This window comes from Janibacter corallicola NBRC 107790, assembly GCF_001570965.1.
GTDB lineage: Bacteria > Actinomycetota > Actinomycetes > Actinomycetales > Dermatophilaceae > Janibacter > Janibacter corallicola.
The window spans coordinates 20,302-46,829 of record NZ_BCSR01000023.1; the positions used below are offsets into that span (position 1 = coordinate 20,302).

Consider the following 26,528-nt stretch of genomic DNA (forward strand, 5'->3'; position numbering starts at 1 on the left):
CTCGAGGGCATGCCGCTCGACTTCGCCTACGAGGACCACACCCTGGCCAACGGCCTGCGGGTGATCGTCCAGCCCGACGACACGACGCCGACGGTCACCGTCAACCTGTGGGTCGGTGTCGGCTCGCGCCACGAGGAGGCGGGCCGCACCGGCTTCGCGCACCTCTTCGAGCACCTGATGTTCCAGGGGAGCGAGCACGTCGCCAACGGGGAGCACTTCCAGGCCCTGATGGGCGTCGGTGGCCGGCTCAACGCGACGACGTGGTTCGACCGCACGACCTACTTCGAGACGGTGCCCTCCGGCGCACTCGAGCTGGCGCTCTGGCTCGAGGCCGACCGGCACGCCCACCTGCTCGCGGCGGTGAACCAGGAGAACCTGGACAACCAGCGCGACGTGGTCAAGGAGGAGAAGCGCCAGCGCTACGACAACCAGCCCTACGGCCAGGCGCTGACCACCGTCTACGAGACGCTCTTCCCCGAGGGGCACCCGTACCACCACCCGACGATCGGGTCGATGGCCGACCTCGACGCCGCCTCCGTCGAGGACGTGCACGACTTCTTCCGGCGCCACTACGCCCCCGACAACACCGTCCTGGCGATCGTCGGGGACGTCACCGCCGAACGCGGGATCGAGCTCGCGGAGCGCTACTTCGGCCACCTGGAGCACCACGCCGAGCCACGAAGGGGGCCGGTGGACCCCCTTCGTCCGCTGGCGGAGCCGGCCCGCCGGGAGCTGGTCGAGGAGGTGCCCAACGACCGCATCCACCTCGGTTTCCGCCTGCCGGCGGAGTCGACGGGGGACTCCGCGGAGTTCCTCGCCGCGTCGATGGCCCTGGACTGCCTCGGGGGGCTGAGCTTCTCGCCGCTGGAGCAGCGGTTCGTCCGTGAGGAGCAGAGTGCCAACAGCGTCGAGGTGGGCGCGATGGGCTTCATCGACGGGGTCTCGCTCGGCTTGGTCGTCGCCGACGTCGCCGACGGCGTGGACACCGACGACCTCGAGGGGGCGATCTGCGCGGAGCTGACGCGGTTCGCCGACGAGGGCCCGACGCCCGAGCAGATGGAGGCGGTGCGTGCGCAGGCCGAGCGGGGGTGGCTCTCCGCGCTCGCCGCGCAGGACGAGCGCGCGGACGTCATCGCCCACTACACGCTGCTGCACGACGACCCCGGGTACATCAACACCTTCCTGGACCGCCTGGCGCGGATCACGCCCGAGGAGGTCGCCGCGGCCGCCGACACGTGGCTGCGGCCGCAATGCCGGGCCAGCGTCGTCTACCGCAGCGCCGAGACCCAGGAGGAGGTCGCGTGAGCACCGTCCCGCCCCGTCCCGAGGTCGCCCCGCCTGGGGCGTGGACCCTACCCGAGCCACGATCGCTGCAGCTGCCCAACGGCATCACCGGGCTCGTGCACCACGTGCCCGGGCAGTACGTCGTCTCGGTGCGGCTCTCGGTGCCCTTCGCGCTGCGGCAGGAGCCGCGGGACCGGGAGGGCGTCGCCTGGATCATGGCCCGGCTGCTCGACGAGGGGACCGCCAGCCACGGGCAGCGGGAGCTCTCCGAGCTGCTCGAGCGCCGCGGCATCGCCATCGACGCCGGGATGAGCGAGGCGGCCCTCGGGGTGGACCTCGACGTCCCGCAGCGCTTCCTCGGTGAGGCGCTGGAGCTGCTCACCGAGTGCGTCCGTGAGCCCTCCTTCGAGGCGGGTGAGGTGGCGCGGGTGGCCCGCACCCGGCTGGCGGAGATCGAGCAGGAGCGGGCCTCGGCGGGTCGCCGGGCCTTCCTGGAGTTCGCCGCGACCTACCACGACCCGCGGGGCCGGGCCAGCCGTCCGGCCGCCGGCTCGCCCGAGACCGTCTCCGCGATCACCCGCGAGGACGTCGTGGCCTGCCACCGGGAGCACGTGCACCCGCAGGGTGCCACGGTCGTCGTCGCCGGCGACCTGACCGGGGTCGACGTCGACGGGCTGCTGACCCGCACCATCGGCGCCTGGACGACCGACGGACGGGCCCAGGAGGTCACCCGCGAGCCGGCCCCCCGCGCGCAGGACGCCGCCCGCGTCGTGCTCGTCGACCGCCCCGGGTCGGTGCAGTCCGAGATCGTCATCGGCGCCCCGGGGCCGGACCGGCGCAACGAGCACTGGCCTGCCTTCCCCGTGCTCGCCTGGATCATCGGCGGCGCGCCGAATGCGCGGATCGACCAGGTGCTGCGCGAGGAGAAGGGCTACACCTACGGCATCCGCTCCGGCTTCCGCACCCGGCAGGTCGGCGGCAACTTCGTCGTCGCGGGATCCGTGCGGGCGGACTCGACCGTGGACTCGCTGCGCCTGCTCGTCGACATCCTCGATCGGGTCCCGGAGGGCATCAGCGAGGAGGAGACCCGGGCCGGAATCGACTTCACGACGCTCACCGCGCCGGGTCGCTTCGACACCGCGGACGCGATCGCCGACGAGACGGTGAGTCTCGCAGGCGACGAGCTGCCGCTGACCTTCACCGGGGACACGCTCGCGGCGACGCGGCGGCTGACCCCGGCGGACCTGGACACCGCCTGGCGCGAGGTCACCCCCGAGTGGACGATCGTCGTCGTCGGGGATGCCGGTCTCTACCGGGACGGGGTCGAGCAGCTCGGCCTGGGCCCGGTCACCGTCGTTCCGAACTGAGCCGGGCCCCCGAGTCGCGAGGCGCGTGCACGGACGGTAGTGCTTGCGCGGGAAACCGCCGGGCGAACGGCATGAGATGCACCAGGACGACCCTTCGTGCACAGAGTGAGGGTCGATGGGCCGGTTGTCCCCAGCTCAGTCCGGGCTCTGGAGGTCAGCGACTCGTCACGGTGAAGTGGCCGGATGATCCACACATATGGCCAGCTACAGGAGCAGTACACCCGCCGGGAGATCGACCGCTTCGTGTCCGAGGGGACGTTGGGGCGGGCGGGCCCGTACCTGGTGACCCCCGACACCGATGACGCGATCGTTGCGGCCCTGCGCAAGGGGCTGCGCAGCACCTGCCTGACGGCGGCCCGCCACCACGGGCTCTGGACGCCCCCGGGGCCCGGCCGGCATGTGTACGGCAGACGGGGGAAGCGGGTTCCTCCGGGATGGATCGGGCACGGGTACCACCATGCGTGGCCCGAGGCCGACCCCGTGGCTTCACCCGCGTTGTTGATCGAGCACGCTGCTCGGTGCCTCGACCCCATCGATGTGGGGATCCTCGCCGACTCGGCTCTGCACCTGGAGCTGCTCCACGAGGCCGATGTCGAGGCGATCCGCCGAGCCTCCCCGCGGCGGGTGCAGCGGGTCCTCGCCCACGCCTCGAAGCTGGCCGAGTCCGGGACCGAGTCCAAGGTGCGCCTCCACCTCGCGCTGCGGCGGGTGCCCGTCCGTGCCCAGGCCATGATCGACGGGGTCGGCCAGGTCGACCTGCTCGTGGGCGAGCGCTGGATCCTCGAGTGCGACAGCAAGGAGTACCACAGGGGCGAGGAGGCCTACGGCAAGGATCGCAGGCGCGACTTCAACTCCGACGCGCTTGGGTACCGGTCGAGCCGGCTCACCTATGAGATGTGCTTCGCCGAGTGGGACGAGACGACAGAGTGGTTGACCCGGATGCTGGCCACGGGGGAGCACCTCGTGCCTCCGGAGCAGTGGCGCCGCACCCGCCGGGTGAGGCGCGAGCACAGGAGGTAGTGATTCGGCCCGAAATCGCGGGTCGAACGGCATGAGATGCACCAGGACGACCCTTCGTGCACACGCCCTCAGGCGTCGGGGGCGAGGCGCCGAAGCACGTCGTCGTGCAGCAGCCCGTTGCTGGCCACGGCGTTGCCGCCCCACGGCCCGGGCTGTCCGTCGAGGGAGGTGAAGCGGCCCCCGGCCTCCTGCACCACGGCGACGAGCGCGGCCATGTCGTAGAGCTCCAGCTCCGGCTCGGCGGCGAGGTCGACCGCGCCCTCGGCGACGAGCATGTAGGACCAGAAGTCCCCGTAGGCCCGCGTGCGCCACAGGTCCGAGGTGAGGTTGAGGAAGGACATGCCCCGGCCGGTCTCGCGCCAGCCGTCCAGCGAGCTGTAGGACAGCGATGCGTCCGAGAGCCGGGAGACCCCCGAGACCGAGATCTGCCTCGCCTGGGCGAGTGAGCGGCCGGTCCAGGCGCCGGCGCCCTTCGCGGCCCACCAGCGGCGGCCCAGCGCGGGGGCGGCGACGAGGCCGACGACGCAGTCCTCGCCGTCGACGAGGCCGATGAGGGTGGCCCACACGGGGACCCCGCGCACGTAGTTCTTGGTCCCGTCGATCGGGTCGATGATCCAGCGGCGGGTCGAGGACCCCGTGGTGCCGTACTCCTCGCCGACGATGGCATCCCGGCCGCGGGAGCGGCCCAGCTGGGAGCGGATCACCTCCTCGCAGGCGCGGTCGGCGTCGCTGACCGGGGTCAGGTCCGGCTTCGTCTCCACGACGAGGTCATCGGCCTGGAAGCGGGAGAGGGTGATCCGCTCGACCTGGTCGGCCAGTACGTGGGCGAGGCGCAGGTCATCGGCATAGGGAGAGCTCTCGGACATTTCGTCAACGTACCCGAGGCAGGTGTGCGTCGCTTCGAGGCCCGCGCCCGCACCTCGTCGACCGAGGTCAGCCGTCCTCGCCGGAGCGGGCCCGCAGCAGCCGGCGAAGGGAGTCCAGCCGCCCCTCACCACGCGGCCCGGCCTTCCCCTGCGCGACCCAGGCGTCGAGGGCGCAGTCCGGCTCGTCGTGGCTGCAGCCGCGGGGACAGTCGGCGACGCCATCGGCCAGCTCGGCGAAGTACCCGACGATCTGGTCCGGTTCGACGTGCGCCAGCCCGAAGGAGCGGATGCCCGGCGTGTCGATGATCCAGCCGCCCTCGGCGTCCCCGTCGAGCGGGGGCAGGCGCAGCGCCAGGACACTGGTCGAGGTGTGGCGGCCGCGACCGGTGACGTCGTTGACGTCACCGGTCGCCCGGTCCGCCTCGGGCACGAGCGCGTTGACGAGCGTGGACTTGCCCACCCCCGAGTGCCCGACGAGCACCGAGATCCGGCCGGCGAGCCGGCGGCGCAGCTCGGTCAGGCCGTCGTCCCCTTCGTCGAGGACGGAGGTCGCCAGGTACGGCACGTCGAGCGGTGCGTAGGTGGCGAGGAAGTCCTCGGCCGGGGCCAGGTCGGCCTTGGTGAGCACGAGCAGCGGGTCCATGCCGGCGTCGTAGGCGGCCACGAGGCAGCGGTCGATGAGCCGGGGGCGGGGTTCGGGGTCGGCGAGGGCGCTGACGACGACGAGCTGGTCGGCGCCGGCGACGATGACGCGTTCGACGGGATCGGTGTCGTCGGCGGTGCGGCGCAGCACGGTCGCCCGGTCCTGCACGCGCACGATCCGGGCGAGGGTGTCGCGGCGGCCGGAGGTGTCCCCGACCATGCCGACCCGGTCGCCGACGACGATCGAGGTGCGGCCGAGCTCGCGGGCCCGCATCGCGGTCACGACCCGTTCTGGCTCGTCCCCACCGGCGGGGACCAGGACGGTCCAGCGGCCCCGGTCGACGGCGGTGACCATCCCGAACACCGCGTCCTCGTGCTTGGGCCGGGTCTTCGTCCGCGGGCGGGAACCGCGCCGGCCGGGGCGCACACGCACGTCCGACTCGTCCCAGTCGCGCGCCGAACGCCCCATCAGCCCTCCGCGGCCGCCACCGGGGAGAGCATGCCCTCCCACAGGCCGACGAAGTCGGGGACGGTCTTCGCGACCGTGCCCGGGTCCTCGATGACGGTGCCGGGCGCGGCGAGCGCGAGGACGGCCGCCGCCATGACCATCCGGTGGTCGGCGTAGGTGTGGATGGTCGCGGCCCGTGGCGTGCCGGGCGTGATGCGCAGCCCGTCCTCGAGCTCCTCGACGTGGGCGCCCGCGGCGGTCAGCTCGGTGCTCAGCGCGGCGATCCGGTCGGTCTCGTGCCCGCGGATGTGGCCGACCCCCCGGATGATGGAGGGGCTGGTGGCGCACGCGCAGAGGGCCGCGACGACCGGGGTGAGCTCGGCGGCGTCGTGCAGGTCGATGTCCAGGCCCACGGGGTGGCCGTTGCCGGTGACGGTCAGCGCGTCGGGGCCGAGCTCGACCTCTCCGCCCATGAGCGCGAGGACCTCCCGCATCCGGTCGCCGGCCTGGGTGGTGTGCCGGGGCCAGTCGGGCACCCGGACGGTGCCCCCGGCCACGAGCGCGGCGGCGAGGAAGGGGGCGGCGTTGGACAGGTCCGGCTCCACCGTCACGTCCAGCGGCAGCAGCTCACCGGGCTCGACGCGCCAGGTGTCCGGGACGGAGTCGTCGACCTCGGCGCCGGCGTCGCGCAGCGCCTCGACGGTCATCTCGATGTGCGGGGTGGAGGGGACCGAGTCGCCCTCGTGGACGATCGTGATGCCCTCCTCGAAGCGGGACCCGGCCAGCAGCAGGGCCGAGACGTACTGCGAGGTGGCGGAGGCGTCGAGCACGACGCGCCCGCCGGTCACCGACCCCCTCCCGTGGACGACGAAGGGGAGCGTGCCGCGCCCTTCGTCCTCGACGCGGACGTCGAGGCCCCGGAGGGCGTCGAGCGAGGCGGACATGGGGCGTACCCGGGCCTGCGGATCGCCGTCGAAGGCGACCGGTTCGCTGCAGAGGGCGGCCATCGGCGGCAGGAAGCGCATGACCGTCCCCGCGAGACCGCAGTCGACGGGCCGGCCGCCGCGGAGGGCAGCCGGGGTGACGAGCCAGTCGGTGTCGGACCCGGGTGTCGAGGTGGCGTCCTCGATGCCGGTGCCGAGCTGGCGCAGCGCCTGGGCCATGAGCTCGGTGTCCCGGGAGCGAAGGGGGCGGCGCAACCGCGAGGTGCCGGAGGCCAGCGCCGCGATGACGAGGAAGCGGTTGGTGAGGGACTTGCTGCCCGGCAGCGTCACGGTGCCGTCGAGGCGACCGGACGCTGCCGGGCCATGCCAATCAGGTGAGGGCATCGGTGGTCAGGACACCGAGTTCCGCGCCTGCAGAGCGGCGATCTTGGCCTCCTGGCGTGCGTTGTGCGCGGCGCGCTCGACGTTGTCGCCTGCCATCCTGGCTCGGTAGGCGAGACCGGGGCGGCCCTCGGTGTCGGCGGCAGCGAGCATGAGGCCACCGAAGAGGCTGAGGTCCTTGATGAACTGGGTCAGCTTGCCGGCCTTGGCCTGCGGGTCGCTCTCGTCCCAGAAGTTGTGGGTCGCCGCGGTCGGGGCGAGGGTGCCCATGAGCACCATCGAGGCGAGACGCGGGAACTTGCCGGTCGCGAGCAGCAGGCCACCGCCGACCATGGCGGCGGCGTTGGCGCGCACGAGCAGCTCGGTGTCGTCGGGCAGACCGGTGGTCTGGGCGACCGGCTTGGTCACCGGCTCCGCGGCGGGGGCGTGCGCGGCCGGGTGACGCAGCGCGTTGTAGCCACCCCAGACGAAGATCCCCGCGAGCAGCGGGCGGGCGATGCGACGAACGATCATGTGCGTTACTCCTGTCCTCAGGTGTGCGGAGCGCCCGGCGGGGCCGGGGTCACCGTCGTAGGTACCCCCACCGTAGTTCGTTCACTCGGAGCGCGACGTGGCGATCGAGGCCAGCGGCTGCCAGACCGTGTCGCCGAGCTCGGTGTTGTGCAGCCGGGCGAGGACGAAGAGCAGCGAGGAGACGCTGTTGAGGTACCTCGGGACGAGCGGGCTCATCGACCTCGGGTGCTCGGCCACCGCGGCGAGGTTGGCCCGCTCGGCCCGCCGGACCGAGGTCCTGGCGGTGAAGAGCAGGGTCGCGGGGATGGTCCCACCGGGGATGACGTAGCCCTCGATCGGCTCCAGGCCGGCGGAGTAGTGCTCCACGGCGCGGTCCACCCAGGCGATGTGCTCCTCGGTGATCCGCACGGGGGTGGAGTCGGCAGCCACCTCGTCCATGGGCGCGCTCAGGTCGGCCATCGCGTCGAAGAGGTCGTTCTGCACGCTCGTGAGCGTGGCCGCCACCTCGTTGTCGAGATCGCCGAAGGCCAGCGCGGTGCCGACGGCACCGTTGGCCTCCTCGCACGCGCCGAAGGCGGTCAGCCGGATGTCGTGCTTGGTCACCTCACCCACGTCACCGAACCGGGTGCGCCCAAGAGTCGGTGTGGCCGAACCGTCCTGTGTGGCTGTCATGAAGTCTACGCTAACGCGTGTCATTGGGCTGCTGGGCGCTTGGCACCACGCGGATCAGTCCGGTTGTCCGGGAAGGTTGCGATGCGTTCAGAGTCAGAACAGGCACCGACGGAGGTGCCGGACAAGATCCCCAACCGCGACGTGCGTGCCGGCTTGGCCAGCATGGACTGGACCGTGTTCGGCTGGGCCTTCGGCGTCATCGCCGTGGTCACCGTGGTCGGCATGGCCTTCCCCGACAAGGTCAACGACGTCACCGGGTCGGCACTGACGTGGGTCACCGACTCCCTCGGCTGGTTCTTCATCCTCTCGGCGACCGGCTTCGTCGTCTTCTCCCTCGTCCTGGCATTCGGTCGTTACGGACGCATCCCGTTGTCGCAGAACGGCGAGGAGCCGGAGTTCTCCACGATCTCCTGGATCGCGATGATGTTCAGCGCCGGCATGGGGATCGGCCTGATGTTCTTCGGCGTCTACGAGCCGGTCACCCACCTGGCCTCGCCGCCCCCCTTCGCCGACGTGCAGGCGGGCAGCCAGGAGGCCGCCCAGGAGGCGATGGCCTACACCTTCTTCCACTGGGGTCTGCACCCGTGGGCCATGTACTCGGTCGTGGGGCTCGCGCTGGCCTACTCGACCTTCCGGATGGGGCGCGGCAACCTGCTCAGCGCCCCCTTCGAGGCCCTCTTCGGCGAGAAGGCGATCAAGGAGAAGGGCTGGGGCAAGCCCATCGACATCCTCGCCATCATCTGCACGAAGTTCGGCTCGGCGACCTCGCTCGGCTTCGGCGCGCTCCAGGTCGCCGCGGGTGTGGCGCTGCTGCGCACGGGTGAGTTCCCGGACAAGGGCAGCACCTCCCTGGCGATCATCGTCATCATGGTCCTGACGGTCGGCATCGTCCTCTCCGCCGCGAGCGGGGTCTCCAAGGGCATCAAGTGGCTGTCCAACACCAACATGGTCGTCGCCTTCCTGCTCGTCGTCTTCGTCTTCGTCCTCGGGCCGACGGTCTTCATCCTCAACATGCTTCCGGCGTCCATCGGCGCCTACCTGACCCAGCTGGTGCCGATGAGCTTCACCACGGCGGCCTTCGGGGGGTCGGACTGGCTGGCCTCGTGGACGATCTTCTACTGGGCCTGGTGGATCTCCTGGACGCCCTTCGTCGGCACCTTCATCGGCCGCATCTCCAAGGGCCGCACGATCCGTGAGTACGTGCTCGGCGTGCTGCTCGTCCCGACGCTGATCAGTGCCGTCTGGTTCGTCGTCTTCGGCGGTGCGGGACTGCACCTGCAGCTCGGCGGGGTCGACATCGCCGGTGCCGGCAACGAGGCGGCCGGGTTCTTCATGCTGCTGCAGGAGTACCCGCTGGTCTCGGTGACGGCCGGGTGCGTCGTCTTCCTGACCTCGATCTTCTTCGTCTCGGGCGCGGACGCGGGGGCGCTCGTGCTGAGCACGCTCTCCTCGAGGGGACGCACCGAGCCGTGGGAGCCGCTGGTCATCGTGTGGGCGGTCATGACCGGTGTGGTCGCGGCGATGCTGCTCCTCGTCGGCGGGCTGACCGCGCTGCAGACCTTCACGATCCTCACGGCCACGCCCTTCGTGTTCGTGCTCATCGGCTTGTGCCTCTCGCTGTACATCGACCTGCGCAAGGACCCCTTGCGTCAGCGTCGTGTCGGGCCGGTCCGCTCCCAGCGGACGGTCGTGCCCTCGAGCGCGCCCTTCCTGGTCGCCCCCGACACGAACCCGGGCAACGGCACCGGTCAGGAGCCGCAGCCGGAGGAGGCGAGCGGCGGTACCGGCTGATCCCCGAGGGGGCGGCTCACTAGGGTGGGTCCCGTGTGTGGACGCTATGCCGCAACCGCCAACCCCGGGGAGCTCGTCGAGGAGTTCGAGGTCGACGCCGATCGCACCGCCGAGCCCTCGCGCACCGTCCTGAAGTCCCCGCAGGACCCGCCCCCGGGCACCCCGGACCACAACATGGCGCCGACGAAGCAGGCGCCCATCGTGCTCAGCCGGGTGCCGAAGGGGGAGGAGGGCGCCGACCCCCTTCGGCAGCTGCGGCTGCTGACCTGGGGGCTGGTGCCGTCCTGGGCCAAGGACCCCGGGGTGGGGCTGCGGATGACCAATGCCCGCGCGGAGACGGTGCTGGAGAAGAACTCCTTCGCCCGTGCCGCGGCCGCGCGGCGGTGCCTGGTGCCGGCGACCGGGTGGTACGAGTGGCAGGCCTCGCCGGTGGCGAAGGACGCGAAGGGCAAGCCGCGCAAGCAGCCCTTCTTCATCCACCGCGGTGACGGGGACGTCATCGGGTTCGCGGGGCTGTACGAGTTCTGGCGGGATCCCGAGGTGGCCGATCCGGAGGACACCCGCGCGTGGTTGACGACCTTCACGATCATCACGACGGCGGCGGACCCCGGGATGGACCGGGTCCACGACCGGCAGCCGCTGGTCCTCGAGCGCGGCGACTGGGCCCGCTGGTTGGACCCGGACCTGACCGACACCGGTGAGGTGGGGGAGATGCTCGCTTTCGCGCAGTCGGGGCGCTTCGAGGCGTACCCGATCTCCACGGCCGTCGGGGCGACCCGCAACAACGGCCCGGGACTGCTGGACCCGCTGCCCCGTGAGGAGCTGGTCGGGGTCGTCGACCCCGAGACCGGCGAGGTGGTGGGCGGTGGCTGAGGAACGGGAGGTCCCGACCGCACGGGGCCCCGCGCGGGCGCACGTCCACGAGGCAAGTGCCTCGACTCCCGGGGCGAAGGGGGAGCCCGCGGGCTCCCTGCTGCTCACCCACGGCGCCGGCGGCGGGATCGAGGCCCTCGATCTCGCCACGGTCGCGGCGCAGCTGCCCGCCCTCGGCTGGCAGGTGGTGCTCGTGGAGATGCCGTGGCGGGTCGCGGGCAAGAAGGTCGCGCCCCCGCCCGCGCGGTTGGACCAGTCCTGGCGGGAGATCGTCCCGGCCCTCCGGTCGGCGGGTGTGCTGCCGGGGCGGCTCGTCATGGGCGGGCGCAGTGCCGGCGCGCGGGTGGCCTGCCGTCTCGCGGGGGAGCTGGGCGCGGATGCGGTGCTGTGCCTGTCCTTTCCGCTCGTACCGCCGGGCAAGGGGCCGGAGAAGTCCCGCATCGGCGAGCTCGTCACCCCCGTCGAGCACGGCCTGCCGGTGCACGTCGTGCAGGGGGAGAAGGACCCCTTCGGTCGGCCGGATGCGGTGCGCGAGGCGCTCGCGGGAGCCGGCGCGGACGGGGTCACCGTCGACGAGGCGCCGGGAACGCACTCCTTCACGAAGGCCGGGATCGGTGAGGTCGTGGCCGCGGTCCGGGCGCGGCTCGTGGAGGCCGGCTGACACCCCTGTCCAGGGACGTAGGCGCCGCACCCCCCTTGCGGAGGCCCGTCAGTCCGCCGGGGTCCGCCGACCGAGCGCCAGGACGAGCGCGAGCACCCGGTCGGGGTCGGTGAGGTCCTCGCCGAGCAGGTCGCGCACCTGGTTCATCCGGTAGCGCACCGTCTGCGGGTGCACGTGCAGCTCCTCGGCCACGAGCTCGCGGCGCCCCTGCAGCAGCAGCCAGGCACGCAGCGTGTCCGCCAGCCGCTGGGCCGTCGACTCCGACACCTGAGCGAAGGGGGCCAGCGCCCCCTCCCGCAGGTCGGCGAGCGCCTCGGGGTCCGCGCGCAGCACGAGTTCCGGCAGCACGAGATCGGTGTCCAGCGGCCCGCCCGAACCGGCGAGCTCCACCGCTCGCAGGGCTCGCCGGTAGGACTCCACCGCTCGCTGCCAGGGCCGCACCGGCCCGACGACGGCGGCATGCCGGTCGAGCAGCTCGAGCAGGTGCCGGCGCGAGCGGCCCCCGGCGTCGGGGACGAGCAGCACCGCCTGGCCGGTGGGCCCCGGCACCTCGCCGTGCGGTGGCAGGTCCTCCTCGAGGGTGAGGGTGCGCGGGTCGAGGACCGCCGCGGTGTTGGTCAGCCGGTGGTGCGGGACGAGTACCGCCGTCAGGGTCCGTGGCGGGCTCCAGCCGGCGGCCGCCGCCCCGCGCTCGAGCTCCCCCTCGGCGGCGCCGGTGAGCAGCGCCCGGGTGAGTCGGTCCAGCTGCACGAGGCGGGCGCGCTCGACGCTGGCGACCTCGTTGCTGTGCCCGGCGACCGAGGCGGCCGACAGCTCGTCGATGTAGTCGAAGACCAACCCGGCGAAGCCCGACAGCGTCCGCGCGTCGACCCCGTTGTCCACGGCCACGCCGGACATCTCCCGCCAGGAGACCCGCGCCCCGACGCGGTAGGCGGCGAGCAGCGCCTCGACCGGGCGACCGCGGCGTGCCTCGGCCTGCCCCAGCTCCCGCGCCGCGGTGATCCCGACGCCGATCCCGTCCGGTCCGCTCGCCCGGGCGCCCCCTGCGACCCGCACGAAACCCTCGAGCGAGACCACCACCGCCCGCTCGATGATCCGCCCCATCCGCCCCTTGAAGGGCACGTTGTAGGCGGGCACCTCGCGCATGATCTCGCTGACGACGATCGAGGCCACGCGGGGCAGCTCACCGCGCAGCGCCGCCACGGCCCCGGGCGGCAGCGCGGACTGCGCCCCCTTCGCCCCAGCGGCACCACCCGCACCGTCGGCACCTGTAGCGCCCACACCGACCACGCCCTTTTGTCTCCCGCGCACAAATAACTGCACCGAACGCTACCCGCCGAGGACAGCGTTTGGGCAGTGTTGTTGCGAAATGATGGAGCCATGACCTCGAGTCCACCCATTGCCCGCGCCAAGGACACCGTGGCCCGCTTCGCGCGCGGCCTGGCCACCCCGGTCGTCCCGGAGGAGTACCTCGACCTCTTCGCCCCCCTTCGCTCCGGGGCGGACCTGCGGGGGCGGATCGTCGCGATCACGCCGGAGACCGAGGACGCGGCGACGATCACGATCCGGCCCGGCCGGGACTGGCAGGGGCACTCGCCGGGGCAGTACATCCGCATCGGGGTGGACGTCGACGGCGTGCGCAACTGGCGCGCCTACTCGCTGACCTCGGACACGAGCGCCCGCGACGGCCTGATCTCGATCACCGTCAAGGCCATGCCCGACGGCCACGTCTCCCAGCACCTCGTCCACCACGCCCGGCCCGGCACGATCATCCAGCTGGACCAGGCGACCGGCGACTTCATGCTGCCGCAGTCGGTCCCGCCGAAGGTGCTCTTCCTCACCGGCGGCTCCGGCATCACCCCGGTCATGGGGATGATGCGCAACCACGACTTCGACGGCCTCGACGTCGTCCACGTCCACTCCGCGCCCCGGGCCGAGGACGTGATCTTCGCCCGTGAGCTGGCCGATGCTCCCCCCGGGGTGCGCGCCATCGTGCGCCACACCGACGAGGAGGGCATGCTCACACCGGACCAGCTCGAGCAGGTCGTGCCCGACTGGCGCGAGCGCGAGACGTGGATCTGCGGGCCGACGCCGATGCTGGACGCCTTCGAGGAGCTCTACGAGGCGGGTGGCCGCACCGAGATGCTCCACGTGGAGCGCTTCCGCCCCACCGTGGTGGAGGCGGGCGAAGGGGGCACCGCCTCCCTTCGCGTCGGTCGCGAGACCACGGAGCTGGAGCTCGACGGCGGCACCACGATCCTCGATGCCGCGGAGGACGCGGGCCTGCTCATGCCGAGCGGGTGCCGGATGGGCATCTGCTTCGGCTGTGTCCTGCCCATGAGCGACGGAGCCGTGCGCGACCTGCGCAACGGCGACTTGACGACCACGACCCTCGACGACCCGCCGGTGAAGGTGCAGACCTGCATCTCGGCCGTCGCCGGCAACTGCACGATCCAGACCCAGGAGAGCTGATGACCGCCACCCTGACCCGACCCACGACCGACGCCCGGATCACCGGCGGGAAGTCGGACGTCGTCCACACGACGGTGACGATGGACCCCAGTCCCATCGCGCACCTGAGCCCGCAGCAGATCGAGGACCTCGGCCGCGAGCTCGACGAGATCCGCACCGACGTCATGGACTCCTTGGGGGAGGACGACGCCCGCTACATCCGCCGCGTGATCACGGTGCAGCGCTACCTCGAGATGGGGTCGCGTGCGGTGCTGCTCTTCTCCGGCAACCCGATCGCCTGGGTCGCGGGCACCGCGGGGCTGAGCGTCGCGAAGATCCTCGACAACATGGAGATCGGGCACAACATCATCCACGGCCAGTGGGACTGGATGCGTGACCCGAAGATCCACTCCTCGACGTGGGAGTGGGACAACGTCACCCCGGCGGCGCACTGGAAGAACAGCCACAACAAGGTCCACCACACGTACACCAACGTCGTCGGCCACGACAACGACCTCGGCTACGGCATCATGCGTGTCGACGACGCCCAGAAGTGGTACCCCGGCTACCTCGTCCAGCCGGTGACGCAGTTCATCAACGCCACCTTCTTCCAGTACGGCATCGCCGCGTACGACCTCGAGCTCGGCAAGAACTGGGCGACCCGCCACGACAACCCGGAGTGGATGGCCGAGGCGAAGCAGGTCGTGAACAAGATCAAGAAGCAGGCTGGCAAGGACTACCTGCTCTTCCCGCTGCTGTCGGGACCGAACTTCCTCTCGACCCTCGCCGCGAACGGGGTCGCCAACCTCGTGCGCAACTACTGGACGCACTCGGTGATCATGTGCGGTCACTTCCCGGCCGGCGTGAAGACCTTCACGAAGAACTCGATCGACGGGGAGACCCGCGGTGAGTGGTACCTGCGCCAGATGCTCGGCTCGGCGAACATCTCCGGGTCGAAGGCGATGCACGTCGCGACCGGCAACCTCAGCTACCAGATCGAGCACCACCTCTTCCCGGACATGCCCAGCCGCCGCTACCAGGAGATCGCCCCGAAGATCGAGGCCCTCTTCGACAAGTACGGCCTCGACTACGTCACCGGCCCGCTGCCCAAGCAGGTCGCGTCGGCGTGGAGCGAGATCGTGCGGCTGTCCCTGCCGAACGACACCTCGTTGTGGCAGACGATCAAGATCCTGCGCACGAAGGGCGTGAAGGGCCTGAAGGCCCGCGCCCGCGCCACGCGCAACGTCTACGCGCGCTGACCCCGGCCCCTGAGGTGTGAGCTTGCGCAGCAAGCGAGCCTCGAAGGGCCGGAGGTCCGTCCCCTCAGCCGGGGTAACCCTGCGGGTTCCCCGACTGCCAGCGCCAGGTGTCGGCGCACATCTGCTCGATGGAGCGCTCCGCGCGCCAGCCGAGCTCGGTCTCGGCGCGGGACGCGTCGGCCCAGAACGCCGCCAGGTCGCCGGTCCGGCGCGGTGCCACCTCGTGGGGGATCGGTCGTCCGCTCGCGGACTCGAAGGCCGCGATCATCTCAAGCACCGACGTGCCGTGCCCACCGCCGAGGTTCCACGCCCGCTCGACGACGTCCGGGTGGTCGCTCAGGTACTCCAGGGCTGCGACGTGACCCTCCGCGAGGTCGACGACGTGCAGGTAGTCGCGCTGAGGTGTGCCGTCGGGCGTCGGATAGTCGTTACCGAAGACCTGGAGCTGCTCACGGCGCCCGACCGCGACCTGGGCGATGAAGGGCATGAGGTTGTTGGGGACGCCGTGCGGGTCCTCCCCGATGCGACCCGAGGGGTGGGCCCCCACGGGATTGAAGTAGCGCAGCAACGCCACCCGCGGGCCGCCGGCCGTGGCGACGTCGCTCAGGAGCATCTCCTGCACGAGCTTGGTGCGGCCGTAGGGGTTGTTGGAGGCCAGTGGCTCGTGCGTCTCGACGTAGGGAACAGGTGCGAGCTCGCCGTAGACGGTGGCCGAGGATGAGAAGACGAGGACCGGCACGCCGGCGCGATCCATCGCCCGAGCCAGAACCAGGGTTGAGCCGACGTTGTTGTCGTAGTACTCGAGGGGGATCTGGGAGGACTCACCGACGGCCTTCAGACCGGCGAAGTGGATGACCGCGTCAAATCGTCCGTCGTCCAGGAGCGCGTTCGTCTTGTCGACGTCGCGCAGATCGAAGGAGTGGGTCTCGATCGTGCGTCCGGTCAGCTCCTCGAGGCGGGCGATCACGCTCGGCCGGGAGTTGACGAAGCTGTCGAGGACAACGGGCTCGTGCCCGTCCTCGACGAGTCGGACGACGGTGTGGGACCCGATGTACCCGGCTCCGCCGGTGACGAGGACGCGCATGGGGCCACCCTAAACGCGCGGCGTGCACAACCAGTAGTACTGGTGCATCTCGCGTCGTTCGACCCCGGATATCGGGCCGAAGTACTACCTCTTGTGCTCAGCCCTCGGAGATGTGGCGCACCTGTGTCACCGAGGTCCAGGCCCCGTCGTCGCAGATCGTCGTGATCCGCTGCATGATCGTCGTGCGCAGGGTCGGCGGTGCCTCCTCGCACGGGCAGGAGCGCTGGACGAGTTCCTTCAGCACCCGGTCGACGTCGTGCTCCTCGAGGCACGGGCCGCAGGTGAGGAGGTGCTCGCGCAGGTGGTCGGCGTCGGCCGCGGTCATCTCACCGTCGAGGTACTCCATCATCCGGTAGATCGCCTCGGAGCAGTCGATGTGCCCTTTGTCGTCGTTCACTTGGCACTCCCCTTCGCCGCGGGGAGGCCACGATCGACGGCGTAGTCGGTGAGCTTCTCGCGCAGCTGCCGTCGTCCCCGGTGCAGCCGTGACATCACCGTGCCGATCGGGGTGTCCATGATCTGGGCGATCTCCTTGTAGGCGAAGCCCTCGACGTCGGCGAGGTAGACCGCCATCCGGAAGTCCTCCGGCAGATCCTGCAGCGCCCGCTTGACCTGGGTGTCGGGCATCCGGTCCAGCGCCTCGACCTCGGCGGAGCGCAGCCCCTTGGAGGTGTGCTGCTCGGCCTTGTGCAGCTGGTAGTCCGCGACCTCGGGGGAGTCGGACTGCTTCGGCTCGCGCTGCTTCTTGCGGTAGCTGTTGATGTAGGTGTTGGTCAGGATGCGGTACATCCAGGCCTTGAGGTTGGTCCCGGGACGGTACTGGTGGAAGGCGGCGAAGGCCTTCGCGTACGTCTCCTGGACGAGGTCCTCGGCATCCGTGGGGTTCCGGGTGGTCCGCAGCGCTGCCGAGTAGAGCTGGTCGAGCAGCGGCATCGCCTCGCGCTCGAACCGGGCGCGGCGCTCCTCGGTGCTCTCCTGCTTCACGTCGACGGCCGCGTCCGCTTCTGCCTGGGCGTCGCGTTGGTCGGTCGTGGGATCAGTCATCGCGCTCCACCCTAGCGGGGTGGCTTCGCGCTCACCGGCATGCAGTACGAGCAAGCCTGGCTCCTGTCCGTGCGAGGTCTGCGTTCACCCCCGTGCAACGAAGGGGGACCCCCGCGCATTCCCACCCCGCGCGGTGGCCGGCGAAGGGGGAGTGGGCAGAAAAAGGGCCCGTGTCCGACTCGGACACGGGCCCCTCTTGTCCGCCCTCACGGGCGGAGGGCGTCAGCTGTTCGGCTTCTTGCCGTGGTTGGCGGCATTCTTCTTGCGTGCGCGACGCTTCCGGGAACGCTTGCTCATTGGTGTCTCCTCACTGTGGACTTCCCCCCGGTGAGCGGGGATCCAGATGCCCCAATTCAAACACACGGGCAAGGTCACGGTTTGGTCAGAGAGTCGGCGACCCTCGTTATGCGAGGGGTCTGGCTGGCATCATGGAACCATGAAGAAGACGATTGCTCCCCTCATCGCCGCCGCCACACTCTCCCTGTTCTCGGTCTTCTCGATCGGTAGCCAGGCCAACATCGATTGGGCCATGACGACTGACAACATCGACTGGGCCCAGGTCACTGACAACATCGACTGGGCCCAGGTCACTGACAACATCGACTGGGCGCTCACGACCCAGAACATCGACTGGGCGCTCACGACTGACAACATCGACTGGGCATAACGACTGGTCTCCACTGCGCAACGGGCAAGGGAGTCGCACTCCTCGACCTTGCCCTATGTGGTCGCGGTTGTTGCGTGCGCACTGGCGGCCATCGTCGTCGTCGGTGTCTGGGAGGGCTTCACACAGCGGCTGAGTTGGTTCTTGGCGCTGCTGGCACTCAGCGTCATGGGGGCTTTGGGGCGCCCGCAGGCGATCGGGTCGATCAGCATCTCTGCCTCGGGCATCGTCCAGTTGACGGCCATTCCACTGGTCGGGCCCATGGGGGCCGCGATTGTTGGAGCCGTCCCTGAGCTAGCTGCTCCCCGTGAGCCCATCAAGCGCATTTTCAACGCGGCCCAGCGCGTTCTCCTTGTCCTTGCGGGAGGGGTCGCGTATCGGATGTTGGGAGGCGGTCCACTCGGTTACGGGCAAGCCGCCCAGAGTGATGTACTCGATCTCGCGTGGCGCCTTGGCCTTGCGACTCTGGTGGCGGCGCTGGCGAACGCAGCGCTTGTGGCCGGGGTCCTGACCGTTAGTTCTGCAGGGTCCTTCCGCGCTTTCGCCGTCGACCTCGTCAAGCAGGCAATCCCGGCGTACGCCATGTACTGGGTTGCCGGATACGCCCTCGCCGTCCTCTGGGCGCCCGCCGGTCTGGGCTGGGTGTCCGCGGTCTTCTTCTTCCCGTCGCTGTACGTCATCCAGTGGGCGTTGGCGCAGCACGCAGCGGTCTGGTCGGCTCGGCACGAGATCCTCAACCCCTTCGTCGTGGCGCTCGACGAGCGGTACCCGGGCGCGCAGCGGGAGAGCGAGCTCGTCGCAGGTGCCGCCACGGCGATCGCCAACACCCTCGGGATCAAGCCCGGTGACGTCGACCATGTGGCGATCGCTGCCCAGATCCGCGACGTCGGCAAGCTCGCGCTGGACCAGGAGCCCGAGGCCATCCAGCGCCGGGACCACGCAGGGGCGACCCGACGGGTCCTGTCCGACATCTCCTTCCTGGCCCCTCCGCTGGACATCGTGGTCAGCCACCACGAACGGGTCGACGGCCAGGGCTGGCCGGAGGGTCGTGCGGGCGGCTCCATCCCGCTGGGCTCCCGGATCCTCGCCGTGGCCGAGACCTGGGCCGACCGCCTCCTCGAGACCGACGACGCCGAGGCGGCGGTGGTCCGTTGCGAGACCCTCGTGGGCACCGGTCTGGACGGGCGGTGCGTGGCCGCCCTTCGCCGCGCCCACGAGCGCGACCGGCTGCCGGCGGCCGGAGGCACGAGGAGGCCGTCATGACGGCGGTGCGCGGGAGCCACGCCGGACTGGTCCTCTTCCTCGTGGCGCTGCTCGTGGGGGGCTGGACCACCATCGCCGGCGAGATCACCGCAGACGGCGTGACGCCGTGCGTGATCACCGCTGTCATCGCGATCATCATCGGTGAGCAGATGCCCACCGCGATGGCGGGGCGCGTCATCGCGCCCGTGACCACCGCCGCCGCGACCGGACTGGTCATGGCGCCCCCGGGGGAGGGCCTGGCCCGACCTGCCGCGGTGGGCGTCATCTGGCTGGCGATGCTCGCGGGTGTCCTCATCGCCCGCGTGCGCGGCAGGCCCCTCTTCGAGAGTGCGCTGGGGGCGCGCTTCCTCGGCATCGCCACGACGGCACTGCTCGTCCGCGGCCTCGGTGACAGCACGCTCGTGCAGTGGGCCTTCGCCGACGGGACGCGGCGGGCCCTGGCCGTGCTCGCCCTCTTCGGTGCGGCCCTGGTCGGAGGTCTCGTCGAACGCCTCCTCGAGGCACTCGTCGTGTGGCTGCGCGAGGGGATCACCATCGGGTCCTTTGCCGCGCGCGAGCCGAGCTCCCTCTACGGCATCGTCGGGGTCACCGCCTCCGCCGGGTCCCTCATCGCCGTGGCCCAGCCGGTCCTGGACTGGGTCGCCTACCCGCTCCTGCTGCTGCCGGTGCTCCTCACCCACCTGGCCGTCCAGCGGGCGGTGGCGATCCGCCTCACCCTGGACGAATCCGTCCATGCCCTCTCCCGCCTCACCGAGGCCGCCGGCCGGAGCCACGAGGGGCACGGCGCCCGGGTCGCGGACCTGTCCGTGCGGATCGGCCGGGCCATGGGTCTGGACGCACACGAGCTGCGCAAGGTGGAGCGCACCGCGCTGCTGCACGACGTCGGCCTCATGGGGATCGAGGAGCCGATCCCCGGCGGCGCGACGATCAACGCCTCGACGCAGGTCCAGGACCGCGCCGCGGAGGCGGGCACCCGCATCGTCTCCTCGAGCCCTCAGCTGCGCCCCATCGCGGCGATGCTGGACCAGGTCCGCACGCCCTTCCGTATGTCGCGGGAGTTCGGTGAGTTCATCCCCGTCGCGGCGCGGATCGTGCGCGTGGCCAATGCCTGGGACGACATCACGGAGGGCACGCGGACCCAGCGTGCCCACCAGGTCGCGCTCGAGCGGCTGCACCTGGGGCTCGGGTACGACTACGACCCGGAGGTCGTGACCGCCCTCGAGCGGACGCTGGGGTGAGCACGACGAAGGGGGCCCCGCCGCGGCAGATCACGCGGCGGGGCCCCCCTTCGTCATGGGGACGAGCAGGTCAGCCCTGCTTGGTCTCCCAGAAGATCTTGTCGATCTCGGCGATCTTCTCGAGCAGCTCGTCGGCCTTGGCCTCGTCGAACTCACCCTTCGTGCCGGAGGCGCCGGCCAGCTTGGTGGCCTCGTTGACGAGGGTGTGCAGCTGCGGGTACTTCTCGAAGTGCGGCGGCTTGAAGTAGTCCGTCCACAGCACCCACAGGTGCTCCTTGACCAGCTGGGAGCGCTGCTCCTTGATGACCACGGCGCGGGTGCGGAAGTCCGGGTCGTCGCTGTCGTTGGCCTTCTTGATGATCATCTTGACCGACTCGGCCTCGATGCGGGCCTGGGCGGGGTCGTAGACGCCGCAGGGCAGGTCGCAGTGGGCGCTGACCTCGGTGGGGCGGAAGATGTCGCGAAGTCGCATGTGTGCCTTCCTCTCGTAGGTGGCGTTTCAGCCGTCGAAGTACCCGGCGGCTTCACTGCCAAACCTACCCCGCGGGGTCGGCCCCGTCACGCAAACCCCTTCTCTTGCAAGGTAGTCGCATTATCACGCGTGCCAGGACGTCCTCCGGGGCGATCGATCCGACGAGCCAGGAGTCGACCCCGACCCGGGGGTTGTCCCGCTCGATCCACCACCGGGAGGAGTCCATCGGATCCCTTCCCGAGAGCCGCTTGACGGCGATCGGTCGCTCGGCGCCGTGCTGGTCGCGGGGGAGGCGGACCACGGCGAGGGAGCCGAGCCTCGGACGAGCTCCCCACAGCACGAGCAGCAGGGCACCGTCGCGGAGCGTCGGCTCCATCGATCGCCCGACGACACGGGCCAGGCCGGGATGAGGCATGGGCTCATCGTCGCACCCCGGGGGTTGTGGAAGAATGCTTGTGGCTCACCCCGCCGCCCGCCGCGACCCGACCCGATCGCACCAGGGCGTTCACCGAACCACTGCTGCCAGATGAGGATTGACGTGTCCGTTACCGAGCCCACCACCACCCACGACCTGACTGCCCCGCAGTTCGTCGCGCACGAGGGTGGCAAGCTCGAGGTACGAGCCACCAAGGCACTGCGCGATCAGCACGATCTCTCCCTCCTCTACACGCCCGGCGTCGCCGACGTGTGCCTGGCGATCCAGGAGGACCCGGACCTCTCCCGGCGCTTCACCGCCCGCAACAACACCGTCGCGATCGTCACCGACGGCACCGCGGTGCTCGGTCTGGGCGACATCGGGCCGGCTGCGGCGATGCCGGTGATGGAGGGCAAGGCGGTCCTCTTCAAGACCTTCGCCGGCGTCGACGCGATCCCGATGTGCCTCGAGTCCGGGTCCGTCGACGAGCTCGTGGACTCGATCGTGCGCATCGCGCCGAGCTTCGGGGGGATCAACCTCGAGGACATCTCCGCCCCGCGCTGCTTCGACCTGGAGCGTCGGCTGCGCGAACGGCTGGACATCCCGGTCTTCCACGACGACCAGCACGGCACCGCCATCGTCGTACTCGCCGGCCTGATCAATGCCTGCCGGGTGACCGACCGGCAGATCTCCTCGCTGAAGATCGTCGTCGGCGGCGCCGGCGCCGCCGGTGTGGCCGTGACCCAGCTGCTCCAGCTGGCCGGCGCGACCGACGTCCTCGTGTGCGACTCCCGCGGGATCATCGGCTCCCACCGCAACGACCTCGTCGCGCACAAGGAGATGCTCGCCGCGACGACCAACGCCAGCGGCCGGACCGGTGGCCTGGGCGATGCGCTCGTCGACGCGGACGTCTACATCGGCGTCTCCGGGGGCAGCGTGCCGGAGGAGCAGGTCGCGGCCATGGCCGAGGGCCCGATGATCTTCGCCCTCGCCAACCCGACCCCCGAGGTGCACCCGGACCTGGCGCACAAGTACGCCTCCGTGGTCGCCACGGGGCGCAGCGACTACCCGAACCAGATCAACAACGTGCTCGCCTTCCCGGGGATCTTCCGCGGCGCGCTCGACGCCGGCGGCGTGCAGATCAGCGATGAGATGAAGCTCGCCGCCGCGCGGGCCATCGCCGACATGGTCGCGGAGCCGACGGCCGAGCAGATCGTGCCGCCCGTCTTCCAGGACGGCGTCGCCGAGGCGGTCGCGGCCGCGGTCGCCGCCCACGCGGTCTGAGGGATGCCACTCGCCGGTGAGCGGCCCACGCCGGTCGCGCCGGAGCGGGTCGCGGAGTGGATCGAGCGCTTCGCGGCGATCAGCGAGCCGGACTCCGGGCCGGGCGTCACCCGCCTCGCGCACACCGCGCTGGAGCGCCGTGCCCACGAGGTCTTCACCGACTTCATGGCCGGCCTCGGCCTGACGGTGTGGACCGACGCAGCCGGCAACACCATCGCCGAGAAGCCCGGCACCGAGGAGACCGCCGCGGTCGGCACCGGGTCGCACCTGGACTCCGTGCCGTCCGCCGGGAGGTTCGACGGGATCGCCGGGGTGGTCGCCGCGATGCTCCTCGCCGAGCGGGTCGTGACCGATGGTGTGGGGCACCGACGCCCCCTTCGCTTTGTCGCCTTCGCGGGTGAGGAGGGGGCCCGCTTCGGCCGGGCCTGCATCGGGAGCCGGATCGTCGCCGGGCTCACCACCACCGCCGACCTGCACCAGCTGCAGGACGCGAAGGGGGTGGGCCTCGCCGAGGCGATGGCCGGCGTCGGTCTCGACCCGGATGCCGTGGCCGACGCCCGGTGGTCCCCGCGGGAGTGGGCCGGCTTCGTCGAGCTGCACATCGAGCAGGGGTCGGTGCTCGCCGACGCCGGCGCCGCGGTCGGAGTCGTCGACGTGATCTCGGGCAGCACCCGCCTGGAGCTGACCGTGGACGGTGTCGCGGCGCACTCCGGCGGCATGCCGATGCACCTGCGCCGGGACGCCCTCACCGCGGCCGCGGAGGTGGTCCTCGAGCTCGAGGCGCTCGCAGGCACCGCGGACGACGGGCGGCGGATCACGGTGGGCCGGCTGGAGGCGCTACCGGGGTCGATCACGACCATCCCGGGTCGGTGCGTCCTCACGGTCGACATCCGTGACATCGACCTGGAGCGACAGTGCGCGACCGCCGAGGACGTGCTGGAGCGCGCGGCGGCCATCGCCGAGCGGCGCGGGGTCACCCTGACGAGTCGCCACCTGGCCGAGGCGAGCCCCGAGGAGCTGACGCCGTCGGTGCGCCGCACCCTGATCGACGTCGCTCGCGAGGTGGGCACCGAGCCGCTGGTCCTGCCGAGCGGTGCCAGCCATGACACCCAGATGATCAAGCAGGTGTGCCCGGTGGGGATGCTCTTCGTGCCGAGTCGCGCTGGGGGAGTGAGTCATTCGCCGCACGAGGACACCGACTTCGGCGACCTGGCGCGGGGCGCGGACCTGCTGGGGGCGGCGCTGCTGCGCCTGGCTCGCTGAGTCCTAGACGACGGGGTTGCTCTTGTCGGCTTCTCGCGCCTCCCGGGCCGAGGACACGTCGTCGACGATGATGGTGATGTGCCGCACGCTGGTGATCAGCGATCCGTACACGGGCCAGAGCGCACCCGCGGCGAGGGTCCCGTCCGAGAATTGCCGCGAGAGGCCGTCCAGGCGGTCGTAGATCGACTCGACCTCGGCGTCAGGGTCCTTGATCGAGCTCCCGGCATCGTGCACGAGCGCGACCCACTGGCTGCGGAACTCCTCGTCCCACGCGCTGTCCGAGTAGGAGGATTCGCGCAGCGTCCGCGCCAGGTGCCGCAAGTGGGAGACGCCTTCGCCGAGGCGCGTGAGGATGTCCTCGTAGCCGGCCTGCTTGCCCGCCCCGTCGTACTGGTTCCTCCAGTGACGAGGGTGCCCCGGGACCGGTACGTGGTGACGCGGGTTCAGCCGTCGGCTCTCGCGGGCGAAACGCACCGTCTGCCACGCCGAGTCGAGCTCGTCATCCATCGCAACGGTCTCGTCCACCCACGTGTCGGCACTGTCCGTGTCCCACGAACGGCCCAGCTCGTCGGCCATGCTGATCATGACCTCGCCCATGCGGCGGTTCATGCTGTCGACGTACCGGGCTGCCTGACGGTCACGCAGCGGCGGCAGGAAGGCGAGGTTCACGATGATCCCGAACGCCACGCCGAGGCCCACCTCCAGCAGCCGGTCGTCGAGGAATGGCGCCTGCTCCTCGAACCCACCAGCAAGGATGAAGATGGCGGTCGTCGCGATCGCGACGCCCTCGTCCCGCAGCCAGCTGATCCGCGAGACGACCAGACCGACGAGTATCGCCAGTGCGAACGTCCAGACGTCGACGCCGAGGAAGTAGCCGATGACGAACGACAGGGCCACCCCGGCCGTGGAGGCCACGGTCGTCTGAGCCCCCCGGGAGAGGGATCGGTACGCCGTGGCGTGGACCGTCAGGAGCGCGGTCCACGGCGCCAGGAAGGGCATCGGTGAGCCCAGCACGGCCGTCGACACGTACCACGCGGCGGTCGCGGCGACCACGGTCTTGGTGATCTGGATGCCGTCGGTCACGGCCTCCGGCGAGCGCAGCGCGTCCACCAGACGGGACCAGGGTCGTTCCATGGCACGTCGGACACGGCTCACACGAACAGCGGCGCGAATCCGGCCGGCAGCTGCGAACGCAGGTCGGTGACCTCTCCTTCCGAGATGAAGCCGGCGATCGTGGACAGCACTGCACGTGCGTGCTCCAGGGCCTCCTCCGGGTCGCAGCCTCGACCCTCGTGCTCGGCGACTCGGCGCAGGAACGCGTCCAGGTCATCGTCCGTCTCCTGCTCCCCGTCGTGCTCCAGCAGGGCCTGCTGCAGCTCTGGGGGGAGCTGGCTGGCCAGGTCGTGCGGCTCGTTGCTGGCCAACCGCTTGCCGAGGTCCGCCAGGACCGTGCGGGTGGCTTCGTCGGCGTGCTCGCGGTCGGTGGGCCCGCCGTTGTCCGCAACAGCGGTGAGGAACTCGTCGTACTTCATGTGTGACTCCTGACTGGAACTTCGTCGACAGCTACGCACCGACTACCCGGTGGTGGCCGAGGTCAATCGGCGGCGGAGGGCGCGCCCTCCGCGGCACAGCGGTCCAGAGCGCCCCGGGTGAGCATGCGACAGCAGCTCCCCCGGGGCGCCGGACGTCAGTCCTTCCCCACCTCGCTGATGGCCTGCAGCACCGTCTCGGCGACCTCGGGGCGGCAGACGAGCAGGTCGGGCAGGTAGGGGTTCTCGTTGTTGTAGACGAGCGGGGAGCCGTCGATGCGGCTGGTGTGCAGGCCGTGGGCGCGGGCGACGGCGACCGGTGCGGCGGAGTCCCACTCGTACTGGCCGCCGGCGTGCACGTAGGCGTCGGCGACCCCGTCGAGGACGGACATCGCCTTCACCCCGGCTGAGCCCATCTCGGCCAGGTCGGCGCCGAGGTGATCGGCCAGGGACGTGACGAAGGCGGGCGGCCGGCTGCGGCTAACGGCCAGGCGAAGGGGGGACCCGGCCTGCCCGTGGGCGGGGGCGGACTCCGCGCTGGTGTAGGTGACCCCCTTCGCCGGGCGGGCCACGGCTCCTGCGGTCAGCTCGCCGTGCTCCCAGAGGGCCACGTGCACGGCCCAGTCGTCCCGGCCGATCTCGCTGAACTCGCGGGTCCCGTCCAGCGGGTCCACGATCCACACCCGCTCGGCGCTCAGCCGCGCGCGGTCGTCAGCACCCTCCTCGGAGAGGACGGCGTCCTCGGGGCAGAGCTTCGCCAGCTCGGCCATGAGGAAGTCGTGGGAGGTCTTGTCGCCCAGGTCCTTCAGCTCCTTGGGATCCAGATCGGCGTGTTCGGCCCGCGTGCGCAGGAGGAGTTCCCCCGCTCGGGTCGCGAGGTCGGAGGCCGTGGTGTGGTCGTTGCTGACGCTCATGCCGCTGAGCATATGGCTCTCACTATGCTGCGGGGCATGACGGTCCCCGACGGCGAGCAGAGGTGGCGCCTGCCGGACGGTGTCGCGTGGGTCGCCTTCGAGGGCCGCGTCGCCCTCATCAACACCGCGGTGCCGGACGCCGAGCCGATGATCATGGCCGAGCCGGTGGCCAGTCTGTGGCGGGGG

At 71.1% G+C, this 26,528-nt stretch carries 28 protein-coding genes; 13 read left to right on the top strand and 15 right to left on the bottom strand.

Features of this window, described 5'->3' with window-relative positions:
* Window positions 1-9 precede the first annotated feature (9 nt).
* The 3 genes from JCO01S_RS09595 (at window position 10) to JCO01S_RS09605 (ending at window position 3,671) form a co-directional block, all read left to right on the top strand.
* Entirely contained in the window at window positions 10-1,305 is a 1,296-nt protein-coding gene (locus JCO01S_RS09595) for a M16 family metallopeptidase (protein WP_068254466.1), read from the top strand.
* Complete coding sequence (locus JCO01S_RS09600) at window positions 1,302-2,651, top strand: M16 family metallopeptidase (RefSeq protein WP_245634391.1); 1,350 nt, start codon at window positions 1,302-1,304, stop codon at window positions 2,649-2,651. Before JCO01S_RS09595 ends, JCO01S_RS09600 begins: the two co-directional genes overlap by 4 nt.
* A gap of 183 nt (window positions 2,652-2,834) precedes the next feature.
* A complete protein-coding gene (locus JCO01S_RS09605) occupies window positions 2,835-3,671 on the top strand; it encodes a putative endonuclease domain-containing protein (protein WP_068254473.1) in 837 nt (278 codons plus the stop codon).
* Window positions 3,672-3,739: 68 nt separating this feature from the next.
* Here JCO01S_RS09605 and hisN read toward each other — a convergent pair whose 3' ends face one another.
* The 5 genes from hisN to JCO01S_RS09630 form a co-directional block, all read right to left on the bottom strand.
* The gene (gene hisN, locus JCO01S_RS09610) at window positions 3,740-4,537 is read right to left on the bottom strand and encodes a histidinol-phosphatase (RefSeq protein WP_068254476.1); all 798 of its coding nucleotides are present in this window, start codon (window positions 4,535-4,537) and stop codon (window positions 3,740-3,742) included.
* Between the two features lie 67 nt (window positions 4,538-4,604).
* A complete protein-coding gene (rsgA, locus tag JCO01S_RS09615) occupies window positions 4,605-5,648 on the bottom strand; it encodes a ribosome small subunit-dependent GTPase A (RefSeq protein WP_068254479.1) in 1,044 nt (347 codons plus the stop codon).
* Window positions 5,648-6,955 carry a 3-phosphoshikimate 1-carboxyvinyltransferase gene (gene aroA, locus JCO01S_RS09620; protein ID WP_068254482.1) on the bottom strand — a complete coding sequence of 436 codons (1,308 nt, stop codon included), beginning with the start codon at window positions 6,953-6,955 and terminating at the stop codon, window positions 5,648-5,650. The genes rsgA and aroA overlap by 1 nt, the downstream gene beginning before the upstream one ends.
* A 6-nt stretch (window positions 6,956-6,961) precedes the next feature.
* A complete protein-coding gene (locus tag JCO01S_RS09625) occupies window positions 6,962-7,465 on the bottom strand; it encodes a DoxX family protein (RefSeq protein WP_068254485.1) in 504 nt (167 codons plus the stop codon).
* An 81-nt stretch (window positions 7,466-7,546) separates the two neighbouring features.
* Window positions 7,547-8,137, bottom strand: coding sequence for a cob(I)yrinic acid a,c-diamide adenosyltransferase (locus JCO01S_RS09630; protein WP_169796928.1), 591 nt, complete (start codon window positions 8,135-8,137; stop codon window positions 7,547-7,549).
* Between the two features lie 81 nt (window positions 8,138-8,218).
* On the opposite strand from JCO01S_RS09630, the gene JCO01S_RS09635 reads away from it, so the two are divergent.
* The 3 genes from JCO01S_RS09635 to JCO01S_RS09645 are packed head-to-tail and all read left to right on the top strand — an operon-like array spanning window position 8,219 to window position 11,462.
* On the top strand, window positions 8,219-9,928 hold the full coding sequence (locus tag JCO01S_RS09635) for a BCCT family transporter (RefSeq protein WP_084342808.1): 1,710 nt from the start codon (window positions 8,219-8,221) through the stop codon (window positions 9,926-9,928).
* Window positions 9,929-9,961: 33 nt separating this feature from the next.
* A complete protein-coding gene (locus JCO01S_RS09640; RefSeq protein WP_068254491.1) occupies window positions 9,962-10,801 on the top strand; it encodes an SOS response-associated peptidase in 840 nt (279 codons plus the stop codon).
* Window positions 10,794-11,462: an alpha/beta hydrolase family protein gene (locus tag JCO01S_RS09645; protein ID WP_068254494.1), complete on the top strand. Its 669-nt coding sequence runs from the start codon at window positions 10,794-10,796 to the stop codon at window positions 11,460-11,462. The genes JCO01S_RS09640 and JCO01S_RS09645 overlap by 8 nt, the downstream gene beginning before the upstream one ends.
* 48 nt (window positions 11,463-11,510) lie before the next feature.
* Here JCO01S_RS09645 and JCO01S_RS09650 read toward each other — a convergent pair whose 3' ends face one another.
* Window positions 11,511-12,743 (bottom strand): PucR family transcriptional regulator, encoded by a 1,233-nt coding sequence (locus JCO01S_RS09650; RefSeq protein WP_218002252.1) that lies wholly within the window; start codon window positions 12,741-12,743, stop codon window positions 11,511-11,513.
* 99 nt (window positions 12,744-12,842) lie between these two features.
* Here JCO01S_RS09650 and JCO01S_RS09655 point away from each other — a divergent pair, with 99 nt between their 5' ends.
* Together JCO01S_RS09655 and JCO01S_RS09660 are read left to right on the top strand one after the other, a co-directional pair.
* Window positions 12,843-13,934, top strand: a complete 1,092-nt coding sequence (locus JCO01S_RS09655) for a ferredoxin reductase (RefSeq protein ID WP_068254498.1) — start codon at window positions 12,843-12,845, stop codon at window positions 13,932-13,934.
* On the top strand, window positions 13,934-15,172 hold the full coding sequence (locus JCO01S_RS09660; protein WP_084342809.1) for a fatty acid desaturase family protein: 1,239 nt from the start codon (window positions 13,934-13,936) through the stop codon (window positions 15,170-15,172). The genes JCO01S_RS09655 and JCO01S_RS09660 overlap by 1 nt, the downstream gene beginning before the upstream one ends.
* Window positions 15,173-15,236: 64 nt before the next feature.
* On the opposite strand, the gene galE is transcribed toward JCO01S_RS09660, so the two are convergent.
* From galE to JCO01S_RS16490, 4 genes are all read right to left on the bottom strand, one after another.
* Window positions 15,237-16,256: a UDP-glucose 4-epimerase GalE gene (gene galE / locus JCO01S_RS09665; protein ID WP_068254501.1), complete on the bottom strand. Its 1,020-nt coding sequence runs from the start codon at window positions 16,254-16,256 to the stop codon at window positions 15,237-15,239.
* A 97-nt stretch (window positions 16,257-16,353) separates the two neighbouring features.
* A complete protein-coding gene (gene rsrA / locus JCO01S_RS09670) occupies window positions 16,354-16,653 on the bottom strand; it encodes a mycothiol system anti-sigma-R factor (RefSeq protein WP_245634392.1) in 300 nt (99 codons plus the stop codon).
* Complete coding sequence (locus tag JCO01S_RS09675) at window positions 16,650-17,300, bottom strand: sigma-70 family RNA polymerase sigma factor (protein WP_068254504.1); 651 nt, start codon at window positions 17,298-17,300, stop codon at window positions 16,650-16,652. Before JCO01S_RS09675 ends, rsrA begins: the two co-directional genes overlap by 4 nt.
* 222 nt (window positions 17,301-17,522) lie before the next feature.
* Window positions 17,523-17,597: a 50S ribosomal protein bL37 gene (locus JCO01S_RS16490; RefSeq protein ID WP_439645697.1), complete on the bottom strand. Its 75-nt coding sequence runs from the start codon at window positions 17,595-17,597 to the stop codon at window positions 17,523-17,525.
* Between the two features lie 139 nt (window positions 17,598-17,736).
* Between JCO01S_RS16490 and JCO01S_RS09680 the strand changes: the two genes are divergently transcribed.
* The 3 genes from JCO01S_RS09680 (at window position 17,737) to JCO01S_RS09690 (ending at window position 20,465) form a co-directional block, all read left to right on the top strand.
* A complete protein-coding gene (locus tag JCO01S_RS09680; RefSeq protein WP_068254507.1) occupies window positions 17,737-17,967 on the top strand; it encodes a hypothetical protein in 231 nt (76 codons plus the stop codon).
* 492 nt (window positions 17,968-18,459) lie between these two features.
* Window positions 18,460-19,227: an HD-GYP domain-containing protein gene (locus tag JCO01S_RS15910; RefSeq protein ID WP_169796929.1), complete on the top strand. Its 768-nt coding sequence runs from the start codon at window positions 18,460-18,462 to the stop codon at window positions 19,225-19,227.
* Window positions 19,224-20,465 carry an HD-GYP domain-containing protein gene (locus JCO01S_RS09690; protein ID WP_068254513.1) on the top strand — a complete coding sequence of 414 codons (1,242 nt, stop codon included), beginning with the start codon at window positions 19,224-19,226 and terminating at the stop codon, window positions 20,463-20,465. The genes JCO01S_RS15910 and JCO01S_RS09690 overlap by 4 nt, the downstream gene beginning before the upstream one ends.
* A gap of 70 nt (window positions 20,466-20,535) precedes the next feature.
* On the opposite strand, the gene sodN is transcribed toward JCO01S_RS09690, so the two are convergent.
* Window positions 20,536-20,937 (bottom strand): superoxide dismutase, Ni, encoded by a 402-nt coding sequence (sodN, locus tag JCO01S_RS09695; protein WP_068254516.1) that lies wholly within the window; start codon window positions 20,935-20,937, stop codon window positions 20,536-20,538.
* A gap of 64 nt (window positions 20,938-21,001) precedes the next feature.
* Window positions 21,002-21,352 (bottom strand): S24/S26 family peptidase, encoded by a 351-nt coding sequence (locus tag JCO01S_RS09700; RefSeq protein ID WP_068254519.1) that lies wholly within the window; start codon window positions 21,350-21,352, stop codon window positions 21,002-21,004.
* 123 nt (window positions 21,353-21,475) lie between these two features.
* On the opposite strand from JCO01S_RS09700, the gene JCO01S_RS09705 reads away from it, so the two are divergent.
* Both JCO01S_RS09705 and JCO01S_RS09710 read left to right on the top strand, forming a co-directional pair.
* Window positions 21,476-22,636 (top strand): NAD(P)-dependent malic enzyme, encoded by a 1,161-nt coding sequence (locus JCO01S_RS09705; protein WP_245634393.1) that lies wholly within the window; start codon window positions 21,476-21,478, stop codon window positions 22,634-22,636.
* Between the two features lie 3 nt (window positions 22,637-22,639).
* A complete protein-coding gene (locus JCO01S_RS09710) occupies window positions 22,640-23,899 on the top strand; it encodes a Zn-dependent hydrolase (protein WP_068254524.1) in 1,260 nt (419 codons plus the stop codon).
* Between the two features lie 3 nt (window positions 23,900-23,902).
* Here the strand turns inward: JCO01S_RS09710 and JCO01S_RS09715 are convergent, their stop codons facing one another.
* The 3 genes from JCO01S_RS09715 to JCO01S_RS09725 all read right to left on the bottom strand — a co-directional run bounded on the left by JCO01S_RS09715 (window position 23,903) and on the right by JCO01S_RS09725 (window position 26,342).
* The gene (locus JCO01S_RS09715) at window positions 23,903-25,033 is read right to left on the bottom strand and encodes an FUSC family protein (protein ID WP_068254527.1); all 1,131 of its coding nucleotides are present in this window, start codon (window positions 25,031-25,033) and stop codon (window positions 23,903-23,905) included.
* A gap of 17 nt (window positions 25,034-25,050) precedes the next feature.
* Entirely contained in the window at window positions 25,051-25,431 is a 381-nt protein-coding gene (locus tag JCO01S_RS09720) for a DUF2267 domain-containing protein (protein WP_068254528.1), read from the bottom strand.
* A gap of 155 nt (window positions 25,432-25,586) precedes the next feature.
* Complete coding sequence (locus JCO01S_RS09725) at window positions 25,587-26,342, bottom strand: 3'(2'),5'-bisphosphate nucleotidase CysQ (protein WP_068254555.1); 756 nt, start codon at window positions 26,340-26,342, stop codon at window positions 25,587-25,589.
* Between the last annotated feature and the right edge of the window lie 186 nt (window positions 26,343-26,528).